The 20,881-nt window shown below is 73.0% G+C and carries 10 protein-coding genes; 3 read left to right on the forward strand and 7 right to left on the reverse strand.

Annotation, left to right across the window (positions count from 1 at the left end; translation table 11 throughout):
* Positions 1-115 precede the first annotated feature (115 nt).
* Positions 116-1,273 carry an NADH:flavin oxidoreductase/NADH oxidase gene (locus tag GGQ69_RS00010; RefSeq protein ID WP_183523239.1) on the reverse strand — a complete coding sequence of 386 codons (1,158 nt, stop codon included), beginning with the start codon at positions 1,271-1,273 and terminating at the stop codon, positions 116-118.
* 73 nt (positions 1,274-1,346) lie between these two features.
* On the opposite strand from GGQ69_RS00010, the gene GGQ69_RS00015 reads away from it, so the two are divergent.
* Positions 1,347-1,664: a hypothetical protein gene (locus tag GGQ69_RS00015; protein WP_183523241.1), complete on the forward strand. Its 318-nt coding sequence runs from the start codon at positions 1,347-1,349 to the stop codon at positions 1,662-1,664.
* A 33-nt stretch (positions 1,665-1,697) separates the two neighbouring features.
* Here the strand turns inward: GGQ69_RS00015 and GGQ69_RS00020 are convergent, their stop codons facing one another.
* From GGQ69_RS00020 to GGQ69_RS00030, 3 genes are read right to left on the reverse strand one after another with little or no spacing between them, the layout of a single operon-like run.
* Positions 1,698-3,662, reverse strand: coding sequence for a DMT family transporter (locus tag GGQ69_RS00020; protein WP_183523243.1), 1,965 nt, complete (start codon positions 3,660-3,662; stop codon positions 1,698-1,700).
* On the reverse strand, positions 3,663-4,265 hold the full coding sequence (locus GGQ69_RS00025; RefSeq protein ID WP_183523245.1) for a DedA family protein: 603 nt from the start codon (positions 4,263-4,265) through the stop codon (positions 3,663-3,665).
* Positions 4,262-5,287 (reverse strand): pseudouridine synthase, encoded by a 1,026-nt coding sequence (locus tag GGQ69_RS00030; protein ID WP_183523246.1) that lies wholly within the window; start codon positions 5,285-5,287, stop codon positions 4,262-4,264. The genes GGQ69_RS00025 and GGQ69_RS00030 overlap by 4 nt, the downstream gene beginning before the upstream one ends.
* A 270-nt stretch (positions 5,288-5,557) precedes the next feature.
* Between GGQ69_RS00030 and GGQ69_RS00035 the strand changes: the two genes are divergently transcribed.
* A complete protein-coding gene (locus tag GGQ69_RS00035; protein WP_183523247.1) occupies positions 5,558-7,495 on the forward strand; it encodes a ketoacyl-ACP synthase III in 1,938 nt (645 codons plus the stop codon).
* A 58-nt stretch (positions 7,496-7,553) separates the two neighbouring features.
* Positions 7,554-13,073 carry a carboxyl transferase domain-containing protein gene (locus GGQ69_RS00040; protein ID WP_183523248.1) on the forward strand — a complete coding sequence of 1,840 codons (5,520 nt, stop codon included), beginning with the start codon at positions 7,554-7,556 and terminating at the stop codon, positions 13,071-13,073.
* A gap of 126 nt (positions 13,074-13,199) precedes the next feature.
* Here the strand turns inward: GGQ69_RS00040 and GGQ69_RS00045 are convergent, their stop codons facing one another.
* From GGQ69_RS00045 to GGQ69_RS00055, 3 genes are all read right to left on the reverse strand, one after another.
* Entirely contained in the window at positions 13,200-14,390 is a 1,191-nt protein-coding gene (locus GGQ69_RS00045; protein WP_183523249.1) for a glucose-1-phosphate adenylyltransferase family protein, read from the reverse strand.
* A 210-nt stretch (positions 14,391-14,600) separates the two neighbouring features.
* Positions 14,601-15,635, reverse strand: coding sequence for a DNA-formamidopyrimidine glycosylase family protein (locus tag GGQ69_RS00050; RefSeq protein WP_183523250.1), 1,035 nt, complete (start codon positions 15,633-15,635; stop codon positions 14,601-14,603).
* 39 nt (positions 15,636-15,674) lie between these two features.
* A complete protein-coding gene (locus GGQ69_RS00055; RefSeq protein ID WP_183523251.1) occupies positions 15,675-20,879 on the reverse strand; it encodes an ATP-dependent helicase in 5,205 nt (1,734 codons plus the stop codon).
* Between the last annotated feature and the right edge of the window lie 2 nt (positions 20,880-20,881).

The raw sequence follows: 20,881 nt of genomic DNA on the forward strand, positions 1-20,881 counted from the left end.
CGGGCCGAAACCGCCCAGGACGGTGGTGGAGCGGACCTCGTCCGCGGCGACGGCGTCGTCCGCGCGAGTCTGGATCAGCAGGAAGGGCAGCACCTGAGTCAGGGTAGTCGCCGGTTCAGGACCGTCCCCACTTGCCGCCGTGGTAGGGCGCGGCGACGAACTGGCGGAAGCGGTCGTCCCCCAGGGACAGGGCCGCCTCGGCGGGCCAGTTCGGGCGCACCAGGGCGGCGCGGCCGATGCCGACGGCGTCCGCGCGGTCGTTGACCAGGACGGCCTCGGCCGTCTCGTCGGAGGTGATGGAACCGACGGTGGAGACGAACAGCCGGCGGGCGCCGCCGTCGGGCCCGTCCACCGTGAGGCCGCGCCCGGGTGCCAGGTCGAGGTCCTCGGTGCCACGCTTCACGGCCTCGGCGAGGGGCACCTGGTACCCCGGGCCCTTCGGGCCGAGGTAGGTGTCCCCGATGCCACCGGAGGACAGGTCGACCCAGTCCAGCCCGTCGGCCACGAGCGTGCGCACCAGGCGCACGGTGTCCTCCGCGGCCCAGCTGCTCTCCACCCAGTCGGACCCCGAGAGCCGCAGGCCCAGGACCTTGTCACCGGGCCAGACCTCGCGGATGCCGGCGACCACGCGGCGCACCAGGCGGGTGCGGTTCTCGAAGGAACCGCCCCACTGGTCGGTGCGGTGGTTGGTGACGGGGGACAGGAACTGGTGCAGCAGGTAACCGTGCGCGCCGTGGACCACCACCGCGTCGAAGCCGGCGGCATCCGCGCGCCGTGCCGCGGCGACGAAGGCCGCGATGACCTCCTCGATCTCAGCCTCGGTCATCTCGCGGGTGGGCGCGGTCACGGAGACGGCGGGGATGCCCGACGGCGAGACGGTCTCCCAGCCGCCCTCCTCCGGCGGGATGGGGCCCTGGTCGAAACCGGGACGCGCCGGCCAGGTGGAGGCCTTGGACCCGGCGTGGGCCAGCTGGATCCCGGGCACGGCGCCCTGGGAGCGGATGAAGTCGGTGATCGGCGCCCAGGCGTCGCGTTGGGCGTCGTTCCACAGCCCGGTGTCCTGGTCGGAGATCCGCCCCTCGGGGACGACGGCGGTGGCCTCCGCCACGACCATGCCGAAGCCACCGGCCGCCCGCGCGCCCAGGTGGACCATCTGCCAGGGGCCGGGCACGCCGTCCTTCGTGCCCACGATGTACTGGCACATCGGGGGCAGGATCAGGCGGTTGCGGAGGGTCTGGCCGGCCACGGTGGCGGGTTCGAAGAGAAGGCTCATGCTGGGCACAACCACGCGGTGGCCCGGCCGTATTCCGCCGGTCCCCCGGCCGGCGCTTCCTAGAATGGCTCCCATGCCCTCCTTCCGTGTCCGCCTGCAGATCGGCGACCTGCTGCCCGGCCACGCCCCCGAGGAGGTCATGGCCACCGCGGAGGCCGCCCTGGCGTCCGTGTACACGGTGGAGGCCAAGGACCTGGAGGTGGTGGCCCGGGTGCCGCGGATCGTCCTGCGGTTCACGGTGCCGGAGTCCACCTGGGACGGGGAGAACCGCGCGGCCCTCAGTGCCGCGGCGCAGATGCGGCTGGCGGTGATGGAGGTGGCCACCACCGGGCGGCTCGAGGTCCTGCGCCGCGCCCGCGGCCGGTGGGAGCCGGTCGGCCCGGGACGATGAACGCCGGGCCGGGCCCGGCCCGCCCCGGAACGGTCAGACGTCGTCGACCGCGTGGCCCAGCGCCGCCCGGTGCTCGGCGTGGTTGATCCGGTAGCGCCGGTTCTCCGTGGCCAGCAGCACCACGAACAGGCCCATCGCGGCGACGATCGCGACCCACACGGAGTGCATGGATCCGACCAGTCGGGGTACCAGGATGGCCACCAGCCCCCAGGTCAGTCCCAGGGCGATGGTGATGCGTCCGCGCTCGGTCATGGCCATCATGGCCGTGCCCCAGACCACCACGACGATCGTGAGCACCGCCCACACCGCGCCCGGGATCCACAGCAGGTTCAGGCCCAGGGACTGCAGCCAGATGGAGGTGTTCGTGGCCGCGTAGATGACCGCCCAGCCGGTGAACAGGCCGATCATCCCGTCGGTGATGACCCGTTCCACCGGCGTGCGCGCGGTGTAGAGGTTCAGCTGGTGGATGGAGCCCACCAGCAGGGACGTCAGGGCCAGCCAGACGACGAGTTCGGCACCGAGCATGACCCCGCTGCGGGCGATCACGAACCACGCCACGGCCGCCACCATGGCCCCGGACACGCGCCACCCGGTGGTCCGCTGGCGCGCGGCGGCGGCCTGGGACGGCATCCACTGGTGGATGGTGTACACGCCCAGGGCGAGCCACAGCAGGGGCCAGACCAGCATGGCCCACGAGGCCATGGACAGCATCGAGTACCCGCCGGCGAAGCGGCCGCCGTGCAGGTCGTGGAGCCAGGGGCCGGTGGGGTCCTCGCCGAGGAAGCCGAGCCCGTAGATCCCGCCGGCCACGAACAGCAGCCAGGCGATCGTCACGGTGATCTGGCGCAGCAGGTCGAGGAACCCCGGCAGGGGGTCCGGTTCGCGGGAGGGCAGGTTGTAGGGCGGGATGTACCGGCCGGCCTCGGGCTCCCCCACGTGATCCCAGAAGTCCCCGTCGTCCCCATAGGCCTCCGGGGACGCATAGGCCGACGGTGCGGACCGGGGACCCAGCGTGGCGGCCTCGATGGCCTGGGCCTTCTCCAGGATGCGGTACCGGTGCCGCCACTCCGGCAGGAAGATCCGGGCGCGGTCCAGCAGCTCGGCATCGGTGAGGTCCTCGCCCCGCTCCTCGAGCAGGGGACGGCGCTCCGCCGGGGGGACCCAGTCGGTACCGTCCGCCTCGCGGGCAGCGGCCTGCAACGCCCAGGTCTCCCGCTCGCGCTGGCGCCGGAGCCACTCCTCCTGCTCCTGGCGTTCCATCTCCAGGCGGAGGGCCTCCTCCTCGGCGCGCTGGGCCTCCAGCCGGCGCTCGGCCTCGAGCCGGGCCTCCTCCTCGGCGCGGCGCTGGGCCTCCAGGCGGGCCTGCTCCCGTGCGCGGCGCTCGGCCTCCAGGCGCTCGGCCTCGGCCCGCTCGGCGGCGAGCCGTTCGGCCTCCAGCCGTTCCTCCTCGGCGAGGCGTTCGGCCTCCCGCCGCTCGGCCTCGGCGCGCTCGGCGGCCTCGCGGCGGGCGATCTCGGCCTGCCGGCGCTCCTCCGCGCGGCGTTCACGTTCCTCGGCCAGGCGGACCTTGGCCTGTTCGTAGGCCGCCTTGGCATGGGCGGGGGACTCGTAGATCGCCTGGGAGACCTTGTCCCAGTCCGGTTCCCCGAGCCCGTCCAGCCACTCGTTGAGGGACTCCACGGGATTGACGGGTTCGCGCAGGTTGGCGTGGCGCAACCGCGCCTGGGCGGCCGTGACGCCCTCCGGCGCGCGGTGCCCGGGCGTCCCGCGGTCACCGCGGTCGACGGCCTCGACCCCACGGCCGTCCGGGCGTTCGTCCTGGCGGCCGACCTGCTCCCCGGACGGACCGTCGGACCGGCGGGCGGACGAGTGTCCGTCGGCGGGTTCCTCCGGGCGCGACCCGGAGACCGGGCCGGGCGACACCGGGCCGGTGGACCTGTCCGCTGCAGCCTTCATCCGGTGCAGCGCGGCCGAGGAAGAGGACGTCTCGTCCACCATTCACCCCTCCCTGGAGCGCCGCCGGACGGCGATCACCCCCGCAATGACCAACCCTAGAAGGGTACCCAACACCATGCCCACCACCGCGCTCGCCCATGTCGGAAGGCCAGTCGCGCTCCCGGTGACCCAGCCCAGGCCCACCATGTAGAGGGTCCAGACCAGGGCCCCACCGCCGGACAGCACCAGGAAGGGCCTCCAGGGCAGGGACGCGATCCCCGCGGTCGCCATCGAGGCGGTCCGCCCGCCGGAGACGAACCGCAGCACGAACAGCGTGGCGTAGCTGGGGGCCGGGCCGGCCCGGTCCAGCAGCCGCAGGATGCCCCGGTGGATGCGCTGGCCCCACGTGGCGCGGTCCAGCAGGCCGGTGAGCCGGTACCGGAACAGGGCGTAGAGCCCCACGTCCCCGGCCCAGCAGCCCAGCCAGGCGGCCAGCAGGGAGGGGGCGAGCCCCACGGTCCCGAGCTGCGCCATGGCCCCGGAGCCGATGACGAACAGCTCGCTCGGCACGGGGGGCACCGGCGCGTCCAGGGCCACCAGCAGCGCGGTCAGCGGGTGGAACCACCAGCCGAGGGACTCGATCCAGGCCGCGTCGAGCCCGGTCATGCCACGGGTCGTTCCCGCAGCCGCAGCCCGGAGCTGAACTGCCGCTGCTCACCCGTCAGCGGATCGGTGAAGCCGATGGTGTGGGCCAGCAGCTGCAGGGGCCGGTCGTAGTCGTCCGGGGCGGCGTCCAGCAGTCGCGGGTAGAACGGGTCGTTCAGGATGCCCAGGCCCAGTGCCGCCAGGTGCACGCGCAGCTGGTGGGTGCGTCCCGTCCTCGGGAACAACCGCAGGTGCGCGACGGCGGCGCCCGCCCAGGCACCCGTGGACACCCCGGTGCCCAGCAGCTCGATGCGGGTCTCGGCGTTGGCGCCGATGGTGGGCCGGTTGGTCCGCCGGCCCTTCCGGGCCGGGGTGCCGGGCGAGTGCCCGGAATGGAGCGGACCGTAGTCCAGGGTCCGGGCGGTCAGCACGCCCTTGACCTTGTCCATCCGGTTCCGGTAGGTCAACGGGAACCGGGCGGACAGCGTCTCGGGCCGTGTCCCGGCCTGCAGGGCGGCCACGGCCTCGTAGACCTTCCAGACCTGCCGGCGCTCGAAGAGCACCTGGTAGGCGCCGCGGGTGTCCGGATGGGTGGAGAACAGCACGACGCCGGCCGTCGCCCGGTCCAGGCGGTGCATCGGCACGAGGTGGTCCAGTCCCAGTTGGTTGCGCAACCGCACCAGGGCGGACTCCTGCACGAAGCGGCCGCCCGGGGTCGTGGGCAGGAAGTGCGGCTTGTCCGCCACCAGCAGGTGCTCGTCCTGGTGGAGGACGGTCACCTCGTAGGGGATGGGCTCCTCGTGGGGCACGGACCGGTAGTACCAGACGGACTCGTGCACCCCCAGCGGGGTGTCCTCGGCGACCACGGTCCCGTCGGCGGCGCGGACCTCGCCGGTGCGGAACCGCTCCACGATGCCCTCGGGGTCGACATGGCCCCAGCGGTGCAGCACGTAGTCCAGCACACTGTCCCAGCCCGAGGAGGGGAGCCGGAGGCGGGTGGCGTTGACGCCGTCGCGCACGGGCAGGGGAGGGGGAACGGACACGCCTCTAGTCTTCCAGACCAGGACGAGATCAATTACGCTCTCCTACTAACCAGTAAGTTCGAATTTACTAATTAGTAACCTGAATAAACCTTCCGGTAACACTTAAAACGGGCAAGAGTTCACCCTCGGACCACATTTAGAGCCATGGCAGTTCACATTTCCCGTGGAGACCCACATCACCATGAGACTGAAGGGGTAGCTGACCCCCGGAGGGGCGAGAAGACCGCCGCGGCGCACCAGGCCCATGGGTCCAGACAGTAGGAGATCACGATGTTGCAGTCCGTCATGAAGAACAGCCACGGGAGGCTCGTCTTCCCCTCCAATTTCATCCCGGAGCTGGATGTGACGGCACTGGACAGCCTGGACACGCTCGAGGAGGTCATCCAGCGGGACTTCGAGTCCAAGGCACCGAGCGGCACGGAGATCCTGCAGCGGATCGAACAGGGCAAGTACGCCCGGCGCTCCGACCTGCTGCGCGACATCGCCATGAACCTGTTCTGGACGAACCGGTACGCGATGACGATGTACGACAAGCACGTGACCCGGTGGAAGGACGTGCCGCGCAACCGCGAGGACGTCTACATCCCCGCGCTGACCCCGTGGGAGGACGGCGGCCGGAAGGTCGAGGCCGTGCGCGAGGTCTACCCCACCCTGGACGCGCGGTGGGACGCGACGGTCGAGGACGAGGTCTTCAAGACGCTCTTCGACGTGTTCGCGCATCGGAGGTTCCACGCCACCGAGCTGTCCGCGATCAAGCCGACGGTCGAGCAGATCCTGGCCGACCCGTCCCAGCTGGTGGCACGGATCACCGACTACGACCCCAACTACCCCGTGTTCCGGGACGAGGAGATCCTGGACGTCCACGAGGACGTCCCCCAGCTGGAGGCCCTGCGCCGCTGGTCGATGGTGCTGCACAACCAGTTCCCCTGGGACCGGTCGAAGACCGAGCTGGTCGAGGCCCGGGAGCTGCGGGACGAGGACTACGTGATCGTCTACCGTCCCAAGAGCCGTGACGTCCAGCGCTTCATCCGCCGCGCCACCACCGGCCACAGCGGACGCCGTCGCGCCGGGGCGCCGGCCGTCGAGGCCAAGGCCCCCGTCCGCCCGTACAAGCCCATCGTGGTGCGGGACCTGACCGTCCAGCCCCGGATCCTCGCCCTGGCGGTGGCCGGGGGCGAGGAGATCTGCACCAACGACGACCTGATCCGCAACTCCGCCTACAACTGGTCCCCGATGACCGCCGAGCAGATCGTGGACAAGACCGGGATCCGCGAGCGCCTCTACACCTTCTCCCAGGTGGAGGACCTGGCGCTGAACGCCGCCCGGTCCGCGCTGGACCACGCCGGCGTGGGGCCCGAGGAGGTCGGGGCGGTGATCGTGGCCACGTGCACCAACGATCGGCTGATGCCCTCGATCGCCACCTACGTCTCCGGGGAGCTGGGGATCCACCAGACCAACGCCTCCTACGACCTCATCGCGGCCTGCGCGGGGCTGCCGTACGCGCTCGCCGAGGCCACGCGCATCCTGCAGGACGTCGAGCGCCCGGTGCTGGTGGTCTGCGCCGAGAAGTTCTCGGACAAGATCGGCAACGTCCGGCCCTCGCGGATGATCTTCGGCGACGGCGCCGCGGCACTGCTCATCGGCGTCGCGCCCGAGGGTGAGACCCCGGACCTGGAGTACCTCAACACCTACGCGTCCGGCCCGGTGAGCCAGGTGAACTCGATCATCTGGCCCAACCCGGAGTTCGACAACAACCTCACCGTCTACGGGCCCGAGGTGAAGGACCTGGCCGGGCGGTACCTCGCCCAGATGCTGGGCGAGATCTCCGAACTGCCGGATCCCGACGGGCGGGCCTCCTCCCTGCTGGACAGCGTCGAGCTGATCGTGCCCCACCAGGCCAACAAGTCCATGGTCATCGACCTGGCCACGAAGTCCGGCCTGACCCCCGAGCAGCTGTTCTTCAACATCGACCGGGTGGGGAACACCTCCTCCGCGTCCATTCCCCTGGCGATCTTCGACGCGGTCCGCGACGGCGTGATCGACCGGCCCACCCGGATCTTCGCGCCGGGCTTCGGTGCCGGATCGGTGGCCGGCTACGCGATCATGCGGGTCGACCCCGCCGTGATGGCCGCCCCGGCCGCCGCCGCCGACGCCCACGTGTTCGAGCACGGGTCGTCCGTCGAGGACGTGGCCGTTGCCTTCAACTGAGCACGTGGACCCCGACAACTCCCCCCAGCCCCGTGACGGAAAGACGGTGACGTCAGGAATGTTCGAACGTATCGCAGTAGTGAACCGCGGTGAGGCCGCAGTGCGGCTCATCCGGGCCGTGAAGGAGGTCAACGCCCAGTTCGGCCACGGCATCCGCACCGTGGCCATGTACACGGAGGCCGAGCGGCGGGCCATGTTCGTCCGCCAGGCCGACGAGGCGGTGGCCCTGCGCAAGACGGGGACCGGCAGCCCCTACCTGGACTACGCCGAGCTGGAGCGTGCGCTGGTCGAGTCCCGGGCGGACGCCGCCTGGGTGGGCTGGGGCTTCGTGGCCGAGGACCCCAACTTCGCCGAGCTGTGCGACAAGCTGGGCATCACCCTGATCGGTCCCTCGGCCGAGGCCATGCGCCGGCTGGGCGACAAGGTGACCGCGAAGCTGCTGGCCGAGAAGGTCGGCGTCCCGGTGGCCCCGTGGAGCGGTGGGCCCGTGGAGAGCATGGCCGACGCCCGCCGGCACGCGCAGAACATCGGCTACCCGCTGATCATCAAGGCCCGCAGCGGCGGCGGCGGCCGCGGCATCCGCAAGGTGTACGCCGAGGACGAGCTCGAGACCGCCTTCGAACGCACCCAGGGCGAGGCGCTGCGGTCCTTCGGTGACCCGGTGGTGTTCATGGAGCGGCTGGTCACCCACGCCCGCCACGTCGAGGTGCAGGTCATGGCGGACGCCCACGGCAACGTGTGGGCCCCGGGCGTGCGCGACTGCTCGATCCAGCGCCGCAACCAGAAGGTCATCGAGGAGTCCAGCTCGCCGCTGCTGAGCCGGGAGCAGTCCGATCACCTGCGTCAGGTCTCCGCCGACCTGGTCCGGGCCGCCGGGTACCTCGGTGCCGGAACCGTGGAGTACCTCTACCAGCCCGAACAGCAGCTGTTCACCTTCCTCGAGGTCAACACCCGGCTCCAGGTGGAGCACCCGATCACCGAGGAGACCACGGGGCTGGACCTGGTCCGCCTGCAGCTGCAGGTCGCCGCCGGCCAGCCGCTCGAGGGCGAGATGCCGGCCGAGAACGGTCACGCGGTCGAGGCCCGGCTGAACGCCGAGGACGCGGACAACGAGTTCGCCGCCGCACCCGGCACCGTGAAGCTGCTCGACCTGCCGCTGGGACCGGGCATCCGCGTGGACACCGGCATCGGCCAGGGCGACGTCATCCCGCCGGACTTCGACTCCATGGTCGCCAAGATCATCGCCTGGGGCCCGGACCGTGACTCCGCGCTGGCACGGTTGCGCACCGCGCTGCGGGAGACCACGGTGGTCATCGAGGGCGGCACCACCACGAAGTCCTTCCTGCTGGACCTGCTGGACCGCGAGGAGCTCATCACGGCCTCGGCGGACACCGGCTGGCTGGACCGGACCGGCGCGGGCACCGGCACGTCCCTGTCCGACAAGGCCGACATCGCGCTGCTGACGGCCGCCGCCGAGGTGTATGAGGCGGAGGAGGCCCTGGAGCGCCAGCGCTTCCTCGCCGCCGCCTACGGTGGCCGCCCGCGCGCCGACCACACCGTCGGCCGCCCGGTCGAGCTCGCCCACCAGGGCCAGCCCTACGCGTTCACGGTCAAGAAGACCGGGCCGCACCGGTACCGGGTGATCGGCGACCACGGGGAGACCCAGGTCGACGTCGAGCGACTGGGTGAGTACGAGCGCCGGGTCGTCACCGGCAAGGGGACCTCCATGGTCGTCGCCGTGGAGGGCACCGGCGGCCACCTCATCGAGGTCGACGGCGTCTCCCACCGGATCTCGCGCGACGAGGCCGGACTGGTCCGCACCCCCTCCCCGGCGGTCGTCATGTCCGTGCCGGTCAGCGTCGGGGACGAGGTCGAGGCCGGGGACGTGCTCGTCGTGCTCGAGGCGATGAAGATGGAGACCTCCGTGCGCGCCCCGCAGGCCGGCCGCGTCAAGGAGGTGCTGGCGGCGGTCAACACCCAGGTCGACGCCGGTGCCTCCCTCGTCCGGCTCGAGTCCGCGGACGACCAGGCCGTCGCGGACGACGCCCCGCGGGTCGAGTTCACCGCCGGGGACATCACCACGGGGGAGGACTCGCGGAGCGAGGCCCTGGCCCACCTGCACGGCCTGCGGGCCCTCCTCACCGGCTTCGACGTGAGCGAGACCCGGGGCAAGGACCTGCTGGCCGACTACGACGAGGTCGTGCAGCGCGAGTCCCTGGACGATGCCGGACTGGTCCAGGCCGAGCTCGACCTGCTGACGACGTTCGCGGACCTGTGCGAACTCGCCCGCAACCGGCCGGCACTGCGGGAGGACGAACTGGACACCCGCGTGCACAGCCCGCGGGAGCACTTCCACACCTACCTGCACTCCCTGGACGCGGAGGGCGAGGGCCTGCCGACGTCGTTCCAGGACCGGCTCTCCCGTGCCCTGCGGCACTACGACGTCATGAGCCTGGACCGCACCCCGGAGCTGGAGCAGGCGGTCTTCCGCCTGTTCCTGGCCCAGCAGCGCATCGACCACCAGGTCCCCGTCGTCCTGGGGCTGCTCGAGCGCTGGCTCGAGGACCGCCAGCCGATCGGCCGGACGATCGGGGGCGTGGAGGAGGTGCTGGACCGCCTCGTCGTGGCGACCCAGGCCCGGTTCTCGGTCATCGGCGACGTGGCCCGCAACCTCCGGTACCGCCTCTTCGAGGAGCCGCGCATCCGGGCCGCCCGTGAACAGGTCTTCGACCGGGTGCGGGGCAGCGTCTCCTACCTCGCGGCGCACCCGGAGGCCGGCGACCGCCAGGCGCGGATCGACGAGATCGTCGCCGGACCGGAGCCGATCCTGAGCCTGGTCGGGGAGTCGGTGCGCGGCAACCGGATCGGCGAGGCCGAACTGCTCGAGGCCATCACACGCCGGTTCTACAAGATCCGCACCCTGACCGACGTGCAGTCGGTCACGGCGGCGGGGCGCCCCGTGATCACCGGGACCTTCGACCTGCGCGGGACCCGGCTGGCACTGGTCTCCGCCGTGGGGTCCTTCGAAGGGCTCCGGGAGACCCTCTCGGCCCTGGAGCCGGTCGCGGCCGGACTCGACGGCGAGATCGTCCTGGACCTCTACCTGTCCTGGGACGGCCGTCCCGAGGACCCGGACGAGATGTCCGACGCGCTGCGGGAGGCGCTCTCGGCGACCGGCTGGACCGCCGTGGCCCGGCGCGTCAGCGTCGCCGCCTTCGGCCCCGCGGGCTCGGCCCACCGCCAGTTCACCTTCCGTCCCTCGGGCGGGCAGCTGCAGGAGGAGCGGGTCACGCGGGACATGCACCCGCTCACGGGTCAGCGCGTGGAACTGTGGCGACTGAAGGAGTTCAACGGGACGCGACTGCCGGCCGAACCGGACACCTTCCTCTTCCACCTCGAGGCCAAGGAGAACCCGGCCGACGAGCGCATCGTGGCGCTCGCCGAGATTCGCGACGTCACCCCGGACCTGGACGCGGAGGGCAACGTCACCGGACTGCCGGTGGCCGAGCGCACCATCGCCGCCTGCCTGGCCGGCATCCGCCGCGCGCAGGCCCGGCGCGGCACCAAGCGCCGGCTGTTCGCGAACCGGGTGGTGCTGTACGCCTGGCCGGTGTTCGACCACCGCATCGAGGAGATCGCGGCCGTGGTGGCCCGCAACCTCCGTCCGCTGACCCTGGGTGTGGGCCTCGAGGAGATCACCCTGGTCTTCCGCATGCAGGACCGGCCGGGCGCGGAGCCGCACGAGCAGGCCCTGCGCTACGTCTTCGAGGCCGGAGGCGTCAGCATCCGGGTGACGGAGCCGGACACGGAGCCGCTGCCGCCGATGGACGCCTACACGCAGAAGGTCCACCGGGCACGGTCCCGCGGGAACGTGTACCCGTACGAGATCATCCCCATGCTCACCGGCGAGACGGGTTCGTTCAGCGAACACGACCTGGACGAGGTCGGCCGGATGGTCCCCGTGGACCGTCCGTACGGGAAGAACACGGCGGGCATCGTGGCCGGCGTGGTCACCACGCCGACCAAGCGGTACCCCGAGGGCATGAGCCGCGTGGTGCTGTTCGGGGACCCGACCAAGGCGCTGGGCTCGCTGGCCGAGCCGGAGTGCGCCCGGGTGGTGGCCGCGATCGACCTCGCCGAGGAGAAGGGCATCCCGGTCGAGTGGTTCGCGCTGTCCGCCGGTGCCGAGATCTCCATGGATCGCGGCACCGAGAACATGGACTGGGTGTCCCGCGCGCTGCGCCGGATCGTGACCTTCACGCAGGGCGGCGGCGAGGTGAACATCGTCGTGGCCGGGATCAACGTGGGTGCGCAGCCGTACTGGAACGCCGAGGCGACCATGCTCATGCACACCAAGGGCATCCTCGTGATGACCCCGGACAGCGCCATGGTGCTCACCGGCAAGCACTCCCTGGACTACGCGGGCGGTGTCTCCGCCGAGGACAACTTCGGCATCGGTGGTTACGACCGCGTCATGGGCCCGAACGGCCAGGCGCAGTACTGGGCCCCGGACCTGGCCTCGGCGGTGGACGTGCTGTTCGCGCACTACGACCACGCCTACGTCGCCCCGGGGGAGCGCTTCCCGCGCCCGGCTCCCACGTCGGACCCGGTGGACCGGGACGTGCGGACCTATCCGCACACCCACCCGTCCAGCGACTTCACCACGGTCGGGGACATCTTCTCGGCCGAGGCGAACCCGGACCGGAAGAAGCCCTACGACATCCGCACGGTGATGCGGGCGGTCGCGGACCAGGACCACAAGGTGCTCGAGCGCTGGGCGGACATGGCCGACGCCGACACCTCCGTGGTCTTCGACGCGCACCTGGGCGGTCACCCGGTGTGCCTCGTGGGCATCGAGTCCCGCGCGGTGCAGCGCACGGGCCAGTACCCGACCGACGGTCCGGACCAGTGGACCGCGGGCACCCTGTTCCCGCGCTCGTCCAAGAAGACGGCGCGGGCGATCAACGCGGCCAGCGGCAACCGGCCGCTGGTGGTGCTGGCCAACCTGTCCGGCTTCGACGGCTCCCCGGAGTCGATGCGGACCTGGCAGCTGGAGTACGGCGCCGAGATCGGCCGGGCGATCGTGAACTTCGACGGCCCGATCGTGTTCTGCGTGCTCACGCGGTACCACGGCGGTGCCTTCGTGGTCTTCTCGGGCACGCTGAACGAGACCATGGAGGTCGCCGCCGTCGAGGGCGCCTACGCCTCCGTGCTCGGCGGGTCCTCGGCCGCCGCGGTGGTGTTCACCAAGGACGTCAACGCCCGGGTGGCCGCGGATCCGCGGGTCCAGGAGCTGATCGCCGCCGTGGAGGCCGCGGATGACACCGACCGTGCCCGGATGCTCGTCCAGCTGACCGAGCTGCGCGCCGAGGTGCGTTCGGAGAAGCTCAGCGAGGTGGGCTCCGAGTTCGACCGCAAGCACAGCATCGAGCGGGCCCGCGAGGTGGGCTCGGTGGATGTCATCGTGCCGGCCGGCGGACTGCGGCCCTACCTGGTGGATGCCGTCGAGCGCGGGCTGCGCCAGGCCGGCGTCACCCTCGAGGACGCGGAGGAGGCCCAGACCGCCGACGTGCGGTGAGGCCGGTGCGGGCCCGCTCCACCGCGGGCCCGCACCACCCGTGCATCAGGTGCGGGATCCGGCGCCGGGGACGTCCCCGGACGGCGACGGGTCCCGCACCTGAGCTGTCCGGCCCGGCGGTCCGGGTCAGTGGCCGGTGGTCTCGTCGTCGCTGTCCGGCCCGCGGTCGGCCGGCACCAGGACGGTGATGTTGCCGGGGCCGGGCCGGGTGCGGCCCGTCCGGCCGGCGGGGATCTCGGCGCCGACGTCGGCGATCACCGATTCCAGCACCGCGCCGGCCGGCACGGTCGCCTGGCCCAGCAGGACCGACCGGGACACCCTGGCCCCGGCCTCCACGACCACGCCGGGCCCGATGACGCTGTGCTCGACCTCGCCGTGGATCCGGGCGCCGGCGGAGATGAGCGAGGTCGAGACGGTGGCCCTCGTGTCGATCCAGGCCGGGGGCGTGGACTCGGCGTTGGTGATCAACGGCCAGCCGGGCCTGCTCAATTGCAGGCCTCGCTGCTCCAGCAGCTCCATGTGGGCCTTGAAGTAGGCGTCGATGGTCCCGATGTCCCTCCAGTACCCCTCGAGCCGGTACTCGTGGACGCGGCACTCCTGGACGAAGTGCGGCAGGATCGTCTCCCCGTAGTCACCCAGGGAGGTGCCCTCCGGGTCGTCTCGTTCCGCGGTGAGGCGGCGGGTGGCCCGGGCCAGGGCGGCGACGTCGAAGAGGAAGATCTCGGCCGCCACCAGGTTCCCGGCGGGGTCCTCGGGCTTGTAGTCGTAGTCGGTGACCGTGCCGTCGCGGGCCACCTGCACCACGCCGAACCGGGACGGGTCCTCGTCGGTCTCGGTGGTCACGACCGTCAGGTCCGAGCCGCGCTCGCGGTGCTGGTCCAGGGCCGGACCGAGGTCGAACTGGTAGAGGTGGTCGGCGCTGAGCACCACGACGGTCTCCGCGCCGAAGGCCTCCAGCAGGGACAGCTGCTGGAACAGGGCGTGGCCGTTGCCGGCGGAGAACCCCTCCTCGATGCGGCCCTCCGCGGGGGGCAGGATCCGCAGGCCGTGGCGGGTTCCGTCCAGGTCCCAGGGCCTGCCCCCGGCCAGGTGCTGGTTCAGGGTGAAGGGACGGTACTGCTCGGCCACCCACACGTCCCGGAGCCCCGAGTGGGCCAGGTTGGACAGCACCACGTCGATCAGCCGGTACTGCCCGGCGACGGGGACGGCGGGCTTGGACCGCGCATCGGTCAGCGGCGAGAGCCGTGATCCGCGGCCGCCGGCCAGCACCAGGGCCACGGTGCGGCGGGCGGGGTCGTCGGGGAAGGGGTCGGCCATGGCTCCTCCTGTCGCGTCGGCGTCCGGGCTCCCGGCGCCGGGGATGGTCCCCGGGCGCCCTCCGGTGGGCGGCCCGCAGGCTCGCCACCGTGTCAGGCCCCGGCGTTCGTTCCGGCCTTCACGGTAACCCGTGCGCAACCACCCCGTCAGCCGACCCCGCCCCGTCAACCGTCAGGTGTCGTCAGCCGATCCACCCCGTCCACCCGGCCGTCACCGTTGGCAGTGGGGGCACCAGAAGAGCACGCGCTCGGGGGTCCCGGACTCGAGGTCCCCGAACTGCTCGACGACGACCGGTCCGCCACAGCGCAGGCAGCCCTTCCGCTCCCGGCCGTAGACCCAGTAGTTCGGTTGCCGGCGGGTGGGCAGCCCGGCACCGGCAGCAACGGCAGCGCCGGCAGCGCTTGCCGTGCTCGCCGCTCCGGCGCGGCCGCGTGGATCGCCGTCCACGGGAACCCCGCCCGGCGTGAACCGCGCGCCGCCCGCGTCCCGCCGGCCCCCCGCGCGGCGCCCCTCCGGGGCGGGCCGCACCCGGACGCCGTAGGCGGCGTCGCCGTCGGGCAGGACCCCGGTGGTACCGCGCGGCCCGGGGCCGGTGTTGACCCGCATCAGGTCCCGCGCCAGCAGCACCAGTCCGGGCAGGTCCGGCACGGCACCCACCGGCCGGTGGGGGTGGAGCCCGGCCAGCAGCAGGGTCTCGCAGCGGTAGATGTTGCCGATCCCGGAGACCAGGCGCTGGTCCAGCAGGGCCAGCCCGATCGGCCGCTGCGGGTCCGCCTGCAGCCGCGCCACCGACTCACGGAGCAGCCGGGCCGCGTCCGCGGGGTCATCCCACGCCGGATCGAGCAGGTCCGGTCCCAGGAAGGCCAGCCGCTCGGCGACGGAGGCCGTCGGCAGTACCTCCAGCAGTCCGAGCTGGAACCCGACGACCTGGTCCCCGGCCGTCTCCAGGACGCACCGGGCCTGCCAACCGGGGGAGCGCCACCGGGGCCGGACCGGGCCGCCGTCGGGACCGGTGCGCGAGTACACGTCCCAGTGCCCCTCCATCTTCAGGTGGGACAGCACGGCGCGCTCACCGGTCTCGATGACCAGGTACTTGGCCCGCGGCCACACCGCGCCCACGGTGCTGCCGGACAGGTCTGCGGTGGCCAGCTGGGGGACCCGGAAGTCGGTGCGCAGCAGGGACTGCCCGGCCAGCACGGGGCGCAACCGGTTGGCCACCCGGACCAGGGAGTCACCCTCGGGCATGCCGGCCTCCGGGGCGCTCCCGTGAGGTCCTGGCGGGCCTCACGACCGGAACCTCATGCCGGAGGGCGAGGAGTAGAAGCCCGCCTCCAACAGGGCGGCGGCCAGGGCCGTGCCCGGTACCGGCAGGCCGTTGACCTTCTCCAGCGACATCTTCTCCACCCGCGCCGTGCGCAGTGCCCACGCCAGGGCCCGGGCCGTGGGCCCGAGCACGTCCGGGTCCTCGGAGAAGCACAGCAGGGTGCGCCCGCCGCGCTCCACGTACAGCACCAGCTCACCGGAGACGAGCACGACGACGGCTCCGGCCTTGCGTCCCGGACGTTGGCCGGTGGGGCGCACCCCGTCCTGGCCGGCGGGGATCTCCGGCCACGGCAGGGCCGCGCCGTAGGGGTTGGCGGGATCCGTGGCGGCCAGCGCGACGGCGGGAGGACCGGGGTCAGGACGGGGGTTCCGTCCGGGCGGCGTCCAGGAGGTGGCGGCCGAGGGGGCCGGCGGGGACCACGTCACACCGGCCGGGGCGACGTGGGCGGCCGCCGTGGACGGACCCGCCGCGGGGGACTCGGCCACGTCCTGGCGGGCGAAGCCGCGCAACCGGTCCACGGTGGCCCCGGTGGAGAACTGGGCGGCGCCGAGGTGCTCGATGTAGTACCCGCGGCGGACCTGGCCGGCCTCCTCCATCCGGGTGAGGAGCCGGTACTGGGTGGCGAAGCCCCCGGGCACCTCCTCGGCCATGACCGAGCCCCGCGTGATGACGCCGTAGCGGTCCAGCAGGTACTCGGCGGCCGAGTGGGCCCTCAGGGTGGGGTCGGTGGCCGGGGCCGGCAGCAGCGACCACCGTCCCGCGGCCCGCGCGGCTCCCGTGGGCCCGAGCTCGGTGGGAAGTCCCGTCCCGGCGGGCCCGTGGAAGGTCCCGTCGTCACCGGCCAGGGCCGCGTCGAGGGAACCGGTGACCTCCTCGAGGCGCCGCAGCCGCGAGAGGCGGGCGCCGCGTCCGGGACGGGCGGGCCGGGCGCGGGGGGTGCGCGCCCGGGACTTGTGGGCGGTCCGTCCCTGGCCGAGCAGCCCGCGGACCGGGGCCAGGGTGTCGTTGCCGACGCGCCCGGCCCAGACCAGGTCCCAGAGGGCGGCGAGGACGTCCGCGTTCGTCGGACGGTCGTCGTCACCGCTCCAGCCCTCGCGCACGCGGCCGGCGAGCGGGCCGAAGAACCAGGCCCCGCCGCCGTCGAGCACCTCCTGCAGCGACCGGTGCACCGGGTTCGGCTCGAAGTCCTCGGCGCGGGCCAGGCTCAGGTCCACCGAGTCGACGTGGTGGAACGCGATCCAGCCGTCGTTGCCGGCCGCCGCGGCGGTGCCGGACCAGAGGAACTCCCCGGTGGCCAGCAGCTCATCGAGCTGGGACGGGGCGTAGTCGCGCACGCGGGCCGGCAGCACGTGCGACTCCCACGCACTGGCCGGGACCGGCACGCCGGAGAGCTGGTCGAGGACGGTGGCCACGCCGTCCCCGCCGCGCAGGGTGGCCGGGGAGCCGCCGCCGGGGGCGGGATCCAGGTGCTGCCAGTCGGCGAGGAAGCGGGCGTAGGCGGGCTGTTCCACCGGTTCGACCTCGGCCCGCAGGGCGGCCAGCGAGCGGCGCCGGATGCGGCGCAGCACCTCGACCTCGCACCACTCGGTGTCCAGCGGCCCTGGCTGGCCCGTCCCGCCGGGACGGTAGCGTCCCTCGCTGACGCGGCGCTCGGCCGCGAGCCGCTGCAGGACCTGGAGCACGACGGCGGCACCGAGCCCCAGCGCGGCGCCGGCCACGGTGGCGGTGAAGGGGCCGTGGGTGCGGGCATAGCGGGAGACCAGGTCGCCGAGGGGGTCGGTGACCGGTTCGATGAACGCCAGCGGGACGCCCATGGGCAGGGCGACGCCGAGGGCGTCGCGCAGGCGGGCGGCGTCCTCGATGGCGGCGTAGTGTTCCCGCCCGCCCAGCCGGATCCGCAGGGCCCGGTTCGCCGCGACCAGCTCGTCGAGCAGGGTGGCGGCCTGGTGTTCCGTCGCGGCACCGGCACCCGGTTCGGCGTCCTCGGCCTCCGGTGACTGCAGGCGGGCGGCGGCCTCGGCGGCGGTCAGCGGGCCCAGCAGTCGCAACAGGTCCGCCAGTCCCTCGGCTCCCCTGACCCGCCGGGTGGGGGAGAGCCGCTGCAGGTCGGCCTCGACCGTGGCGATGACGCCCGGGTCCAGCAGGTCCGCCAGCTCGGCCCGGCCCAGCAGCTCATTGAGCAGCCCGGGATCCAGCGAGAGGGCGGCGGCGCGGCGCTCGGCCAGCGGGGAGTCGCCCTCGTAGATGAACTGGGCCACGTAGCCGAACAGCAGGGACTGGGCGAACGGGGAGGGGGACTGCGTGGTGGTCTCCACCAGGCGCAGGGACTTGTCCTCGATCCGGCCGGCCAGCCGCTTCAGGGCCGGCAGGTCGTAGACGTCCTGGAGGCACTCCCGGACGGTCTCCAGGATGATGGGGAACTGCGGGTACTTCCGGGCGACCTCCAGCAGCTGGGCCGCCCGCTGGCGCTGTTGCCACAACGGTGAACGCCTGCGCGGGTCCCGCCGCGGCAGCAGCAGGGCGCGGGCGGCGTTCTCCCGGAACCGGGCGGCGAACAGCGCCGATCCGCCCACCTCCGCGGTGACGATCTCCTCCAGTTCCTCGGCCGTGAACAGGAACAGCTCGGCCCCGGGCGGCTCGTCCTCCATCATCGGCACGCGCAGCACGATCCCGTCGTCCGCGGCCATGGCCGAGCCGTCCATCCCGTACCGGGCGTGCAGCCGGGCGCCCACGGCCAGCGCCCACGGGGCGTGCACCGGCATCCCGTAGGGGGAGTGCAGCACCACGCGCCAGTCGCCCAGCTCGTCGTGGAAGCGCTCGACGACGAGGGTCTTCTCGGTGGGCAGCACCCCGGTCGCCTCGCGCTGCTCCGTCAGGTAGGCGGTGAGGTTGTCCCGGGCCCACTCGTCCAGGCCCGCGGCCTGCAACCGGTCCGCGGCCCGGGTTCCGGCGCCGGCGCCCCCGTCCTCGGCGGAGGGTTCCGAGGACGGCGCGGCCGCGGACTGCGCCGTCTCCACCTCGCGGCGGAAGGCCCCGACCGCCTCGCCCAGCTCGGCGGGGCGGCCTTCGGCGTCGCCGCGCCAGAACGGCAGCCGCCCGGGCTGGCCGAACGCCGGGATGACGAGCACCCGGTCGTGGGTGATGTCCTGGATCTGCCAGCTGGTGGCGCCCAGGACGATGACGTCCCCCACCCGGGACTCGTAGACCATCTCCTCGTCCAGTTCGCCGACGCGGCGGCCGCCGGTGCGGGCGGTGCCGGCCGCCGTCGGGCCGTCCGCACCGGTGCCCGCCGCATCCTCGGAGCCGGCCAGGAAGACGCCGAACAGCCCGCGGTCCGGGATCGTGCCACCGGAGGTGACCGCCAGCCACTGGGAGCCGTTGCGACCGGTCAGGGTACCGGCCTCGCGGTCCCAGACCACGCGGGGGCGCAGCTCGGCGAACTCGTCCGAGGGATAGCGGCCCGAGAGCAGGTCCAGGACGGACTCGTAGGCCGAGTGCGGCAGGGTCGCGAAGGGGGCGGTGCGGCGCAGGCGGTCGAACCAGGCCTCGGCGTCGAGTTCGTCCAGGGCGCAGGCCGCCACGGTCTGCTGGGCCAGGATGTCCAGCGGATTGGCGGGCACCGTGAGGGACTCGATCCTCCCGGCCAGCATCCGCTCCACCACGACCGTGGTGTCCACCAGGTCACCACGGTGCTTGGGGAAGAACCAGCCGGAGGAGGTCTCCCCGACCTGGTGCCCGGCCCGGCCCACGCGCTGCAGTCCCGAGGCCACCGACGGCGGCGACTCGACCTGGATGACGAGGTCCACGGCGCCCATGTCGATGCCGAGCTCGAGCGAACTGGTGGCCACCACGCAGCGCAGCTGGCCGGTCTTCAGCGCGTCCTCGATGAGGGCGCGCTGTTCCTTGGAGACCGAACCGTGGTGGGCCCGGGCGAACTCGGTGCCGGTGCCCTCGGTGACCGTCCCGGCGGACTGGCCGGACCCGCCCATCAGCTGGGCGGGAGCATGTCCCGGGGCCGGCCGGTCTCCCCGGGCGTCGGGCACCGCCCCGGCCAGGACCTCACCGAGGCGTGCCGGTTCCTCCCGCCCACCGCCGTGCCCGCCGTCAGCCGCGTCCGATCCGGCCTCCGCGTCCAGGGACGCGGCGAGCCGGCGCTCCTCCCAGATCTCGTTGAGCCGTCCGGTGAGCCGCTCGGCCAACCGCCGGGAGTTCGCGAAGACGATGGTCGACCGGTTGCGTGCGACCAGGTCCACGATCCGTTCCTCCACGTGTGGCCAGATCGAGGCCTGGGCCTCCAGACCGGAACCGGGTCCGAGGTCGTGGGCGCCGGCCGCCGAGGGCAGCTCGGTCATGTCCGGCACCGGGACGGTGACGTGCACGTCCCAGGACTTGGCCGACCCCGGGGCCACCACCCGCACCGGCTGGATGCCGCCGAGGAACCGGGCGACCTCCTCCTTCGGCTCCACGGTGGCGGACAGCCCGATCCGCTGGGCCGGGGCGGGGAGCAGGGCGTCGAGGCGCTCGAGGGACACGGCCAGGTGCGCGCCGCGCTTGGTCCCGGCCACCGCGTGGACCTCGTCCACGATGACGGTCTCCACCCCGCCCAGCGTGGACCGGGCCTGCGAGGTCAGCATCAGGTAGAGCGACTCCGGGGTGGTGATGAGGATGTCCGGGGGACTGCTGACCAGCTGACGGCGCTCGCGGGCCGGGGTGTCACCGGAGCGCACGCCGACGCTGACGTCACGGGGTTCCTCGCCCAGCCGCCGGGCGGTCTGGGTGATCCCGATCAGCGGTGCCCGCAGGTTCCGCTCCACGTCCACGCCGAGGGCCTTGAGCGGGGAGACGTACAGCACCCGGGTGAGGTTCTTCGGCCGCTTCCCCGGGGCCGGGGCGGGCAGGTCGCCCGGCAGGGGGTCCTGTGCCGGGCCGAACGGCGGCGAGGTGTCCCCGGCAGGCCGCAGGAACCCGTCGAGGGCCCAGAGGAATGCCGAGAGGGTCTTGCCGGAACCGGTCGGGGCGACCACGAGGGCGTGCTGGCCGCTGGAGATCGCGTCCCAGGCGCCGATCTGGGCGTCCGTGGGCGCCGCGAAGGCTCCCGCGAACCACTCGCGGGTGGCGGGCGTGAAGCGGTCCAGGACCGCCTGCGCATCCGGGAGAACTGTCATCG

This window comes from Micrococcus sp. TA1, assembly GCF_014199555.1.
Lineage (GTDB): Bacteria > Actinomycetota > Actinomycetes > Actinomycetales > Micrococcaceae > Citricoccus.

Bases quoted from the DNA above. Each gene is read 5' to 3' on its own strand.
- GGQ69_RS00040 (WP_183523248.1), top strand. From the start codon at position 7,554: ATGTTCGAACGTATCGCAGTAGTGAACCGCGGTGAGGCCGCAGTGCGG.
- GGQ69_RS00010 (WP_183523239.1), bottom strand. From the start codon at position 1,273: ATGAGCCTTCTCTTCGAACCCGCCACCGTGGCCGGCCAGACCCTCCGC.
- GGQ69_RS00050 (WP_183523250.1), bottom strand. From the start codon at position 15,635: ATGCCCGAGGGTGACTCCCTGGTCCGGGTGGCCAACCGGTTGCGCCCC.
- GGQ69_RS00055 (WP_183523251.1), bottom strand. From the start codon at position 20,879: ATGACAGTTCTCCCGGATGCGCAGGCGGTCCTGGACCGCTTCACGCCC.
- GGQ69_RS00015 (WP_183523241.1), top strand. From the start codon at position 1,347: ATGCCCTCCTTCCGTGTCCGCCTGCAGATCGGCGACCTGCTGCCCGGC.
- GGQ69_RS00045 (WP_183523249.1), bottom strand. From the start codon at position 14,390: ATGGCCGACCCCTTCCCCGACGACCCCGCCCGCCGCACCGTGGCCCTG.
- GGQ69_RS00020 (WP_183523243.1), bottom strand. From the start codon at position 3,662: ATGGTGGACGAGACGTCCTCTTCCTCGGCCGCGCTGCACCGGATGAAG.
- GGQ69_RS00035 (WP_183523247.1), top strand. From the start codon at position 5,558: ATGTTGCAGTCCGTCATGAAGAACAGCCACGGGAGGCTCGTCTTCCCC.
- GGQ69_RS00025 (WP_183523245.1), bottom strand. From the start codon at position 4,265: ATGACCGGGCTCGACGCGGCCTGGATCGAGTCCCTCGGCTGGTGGTTC.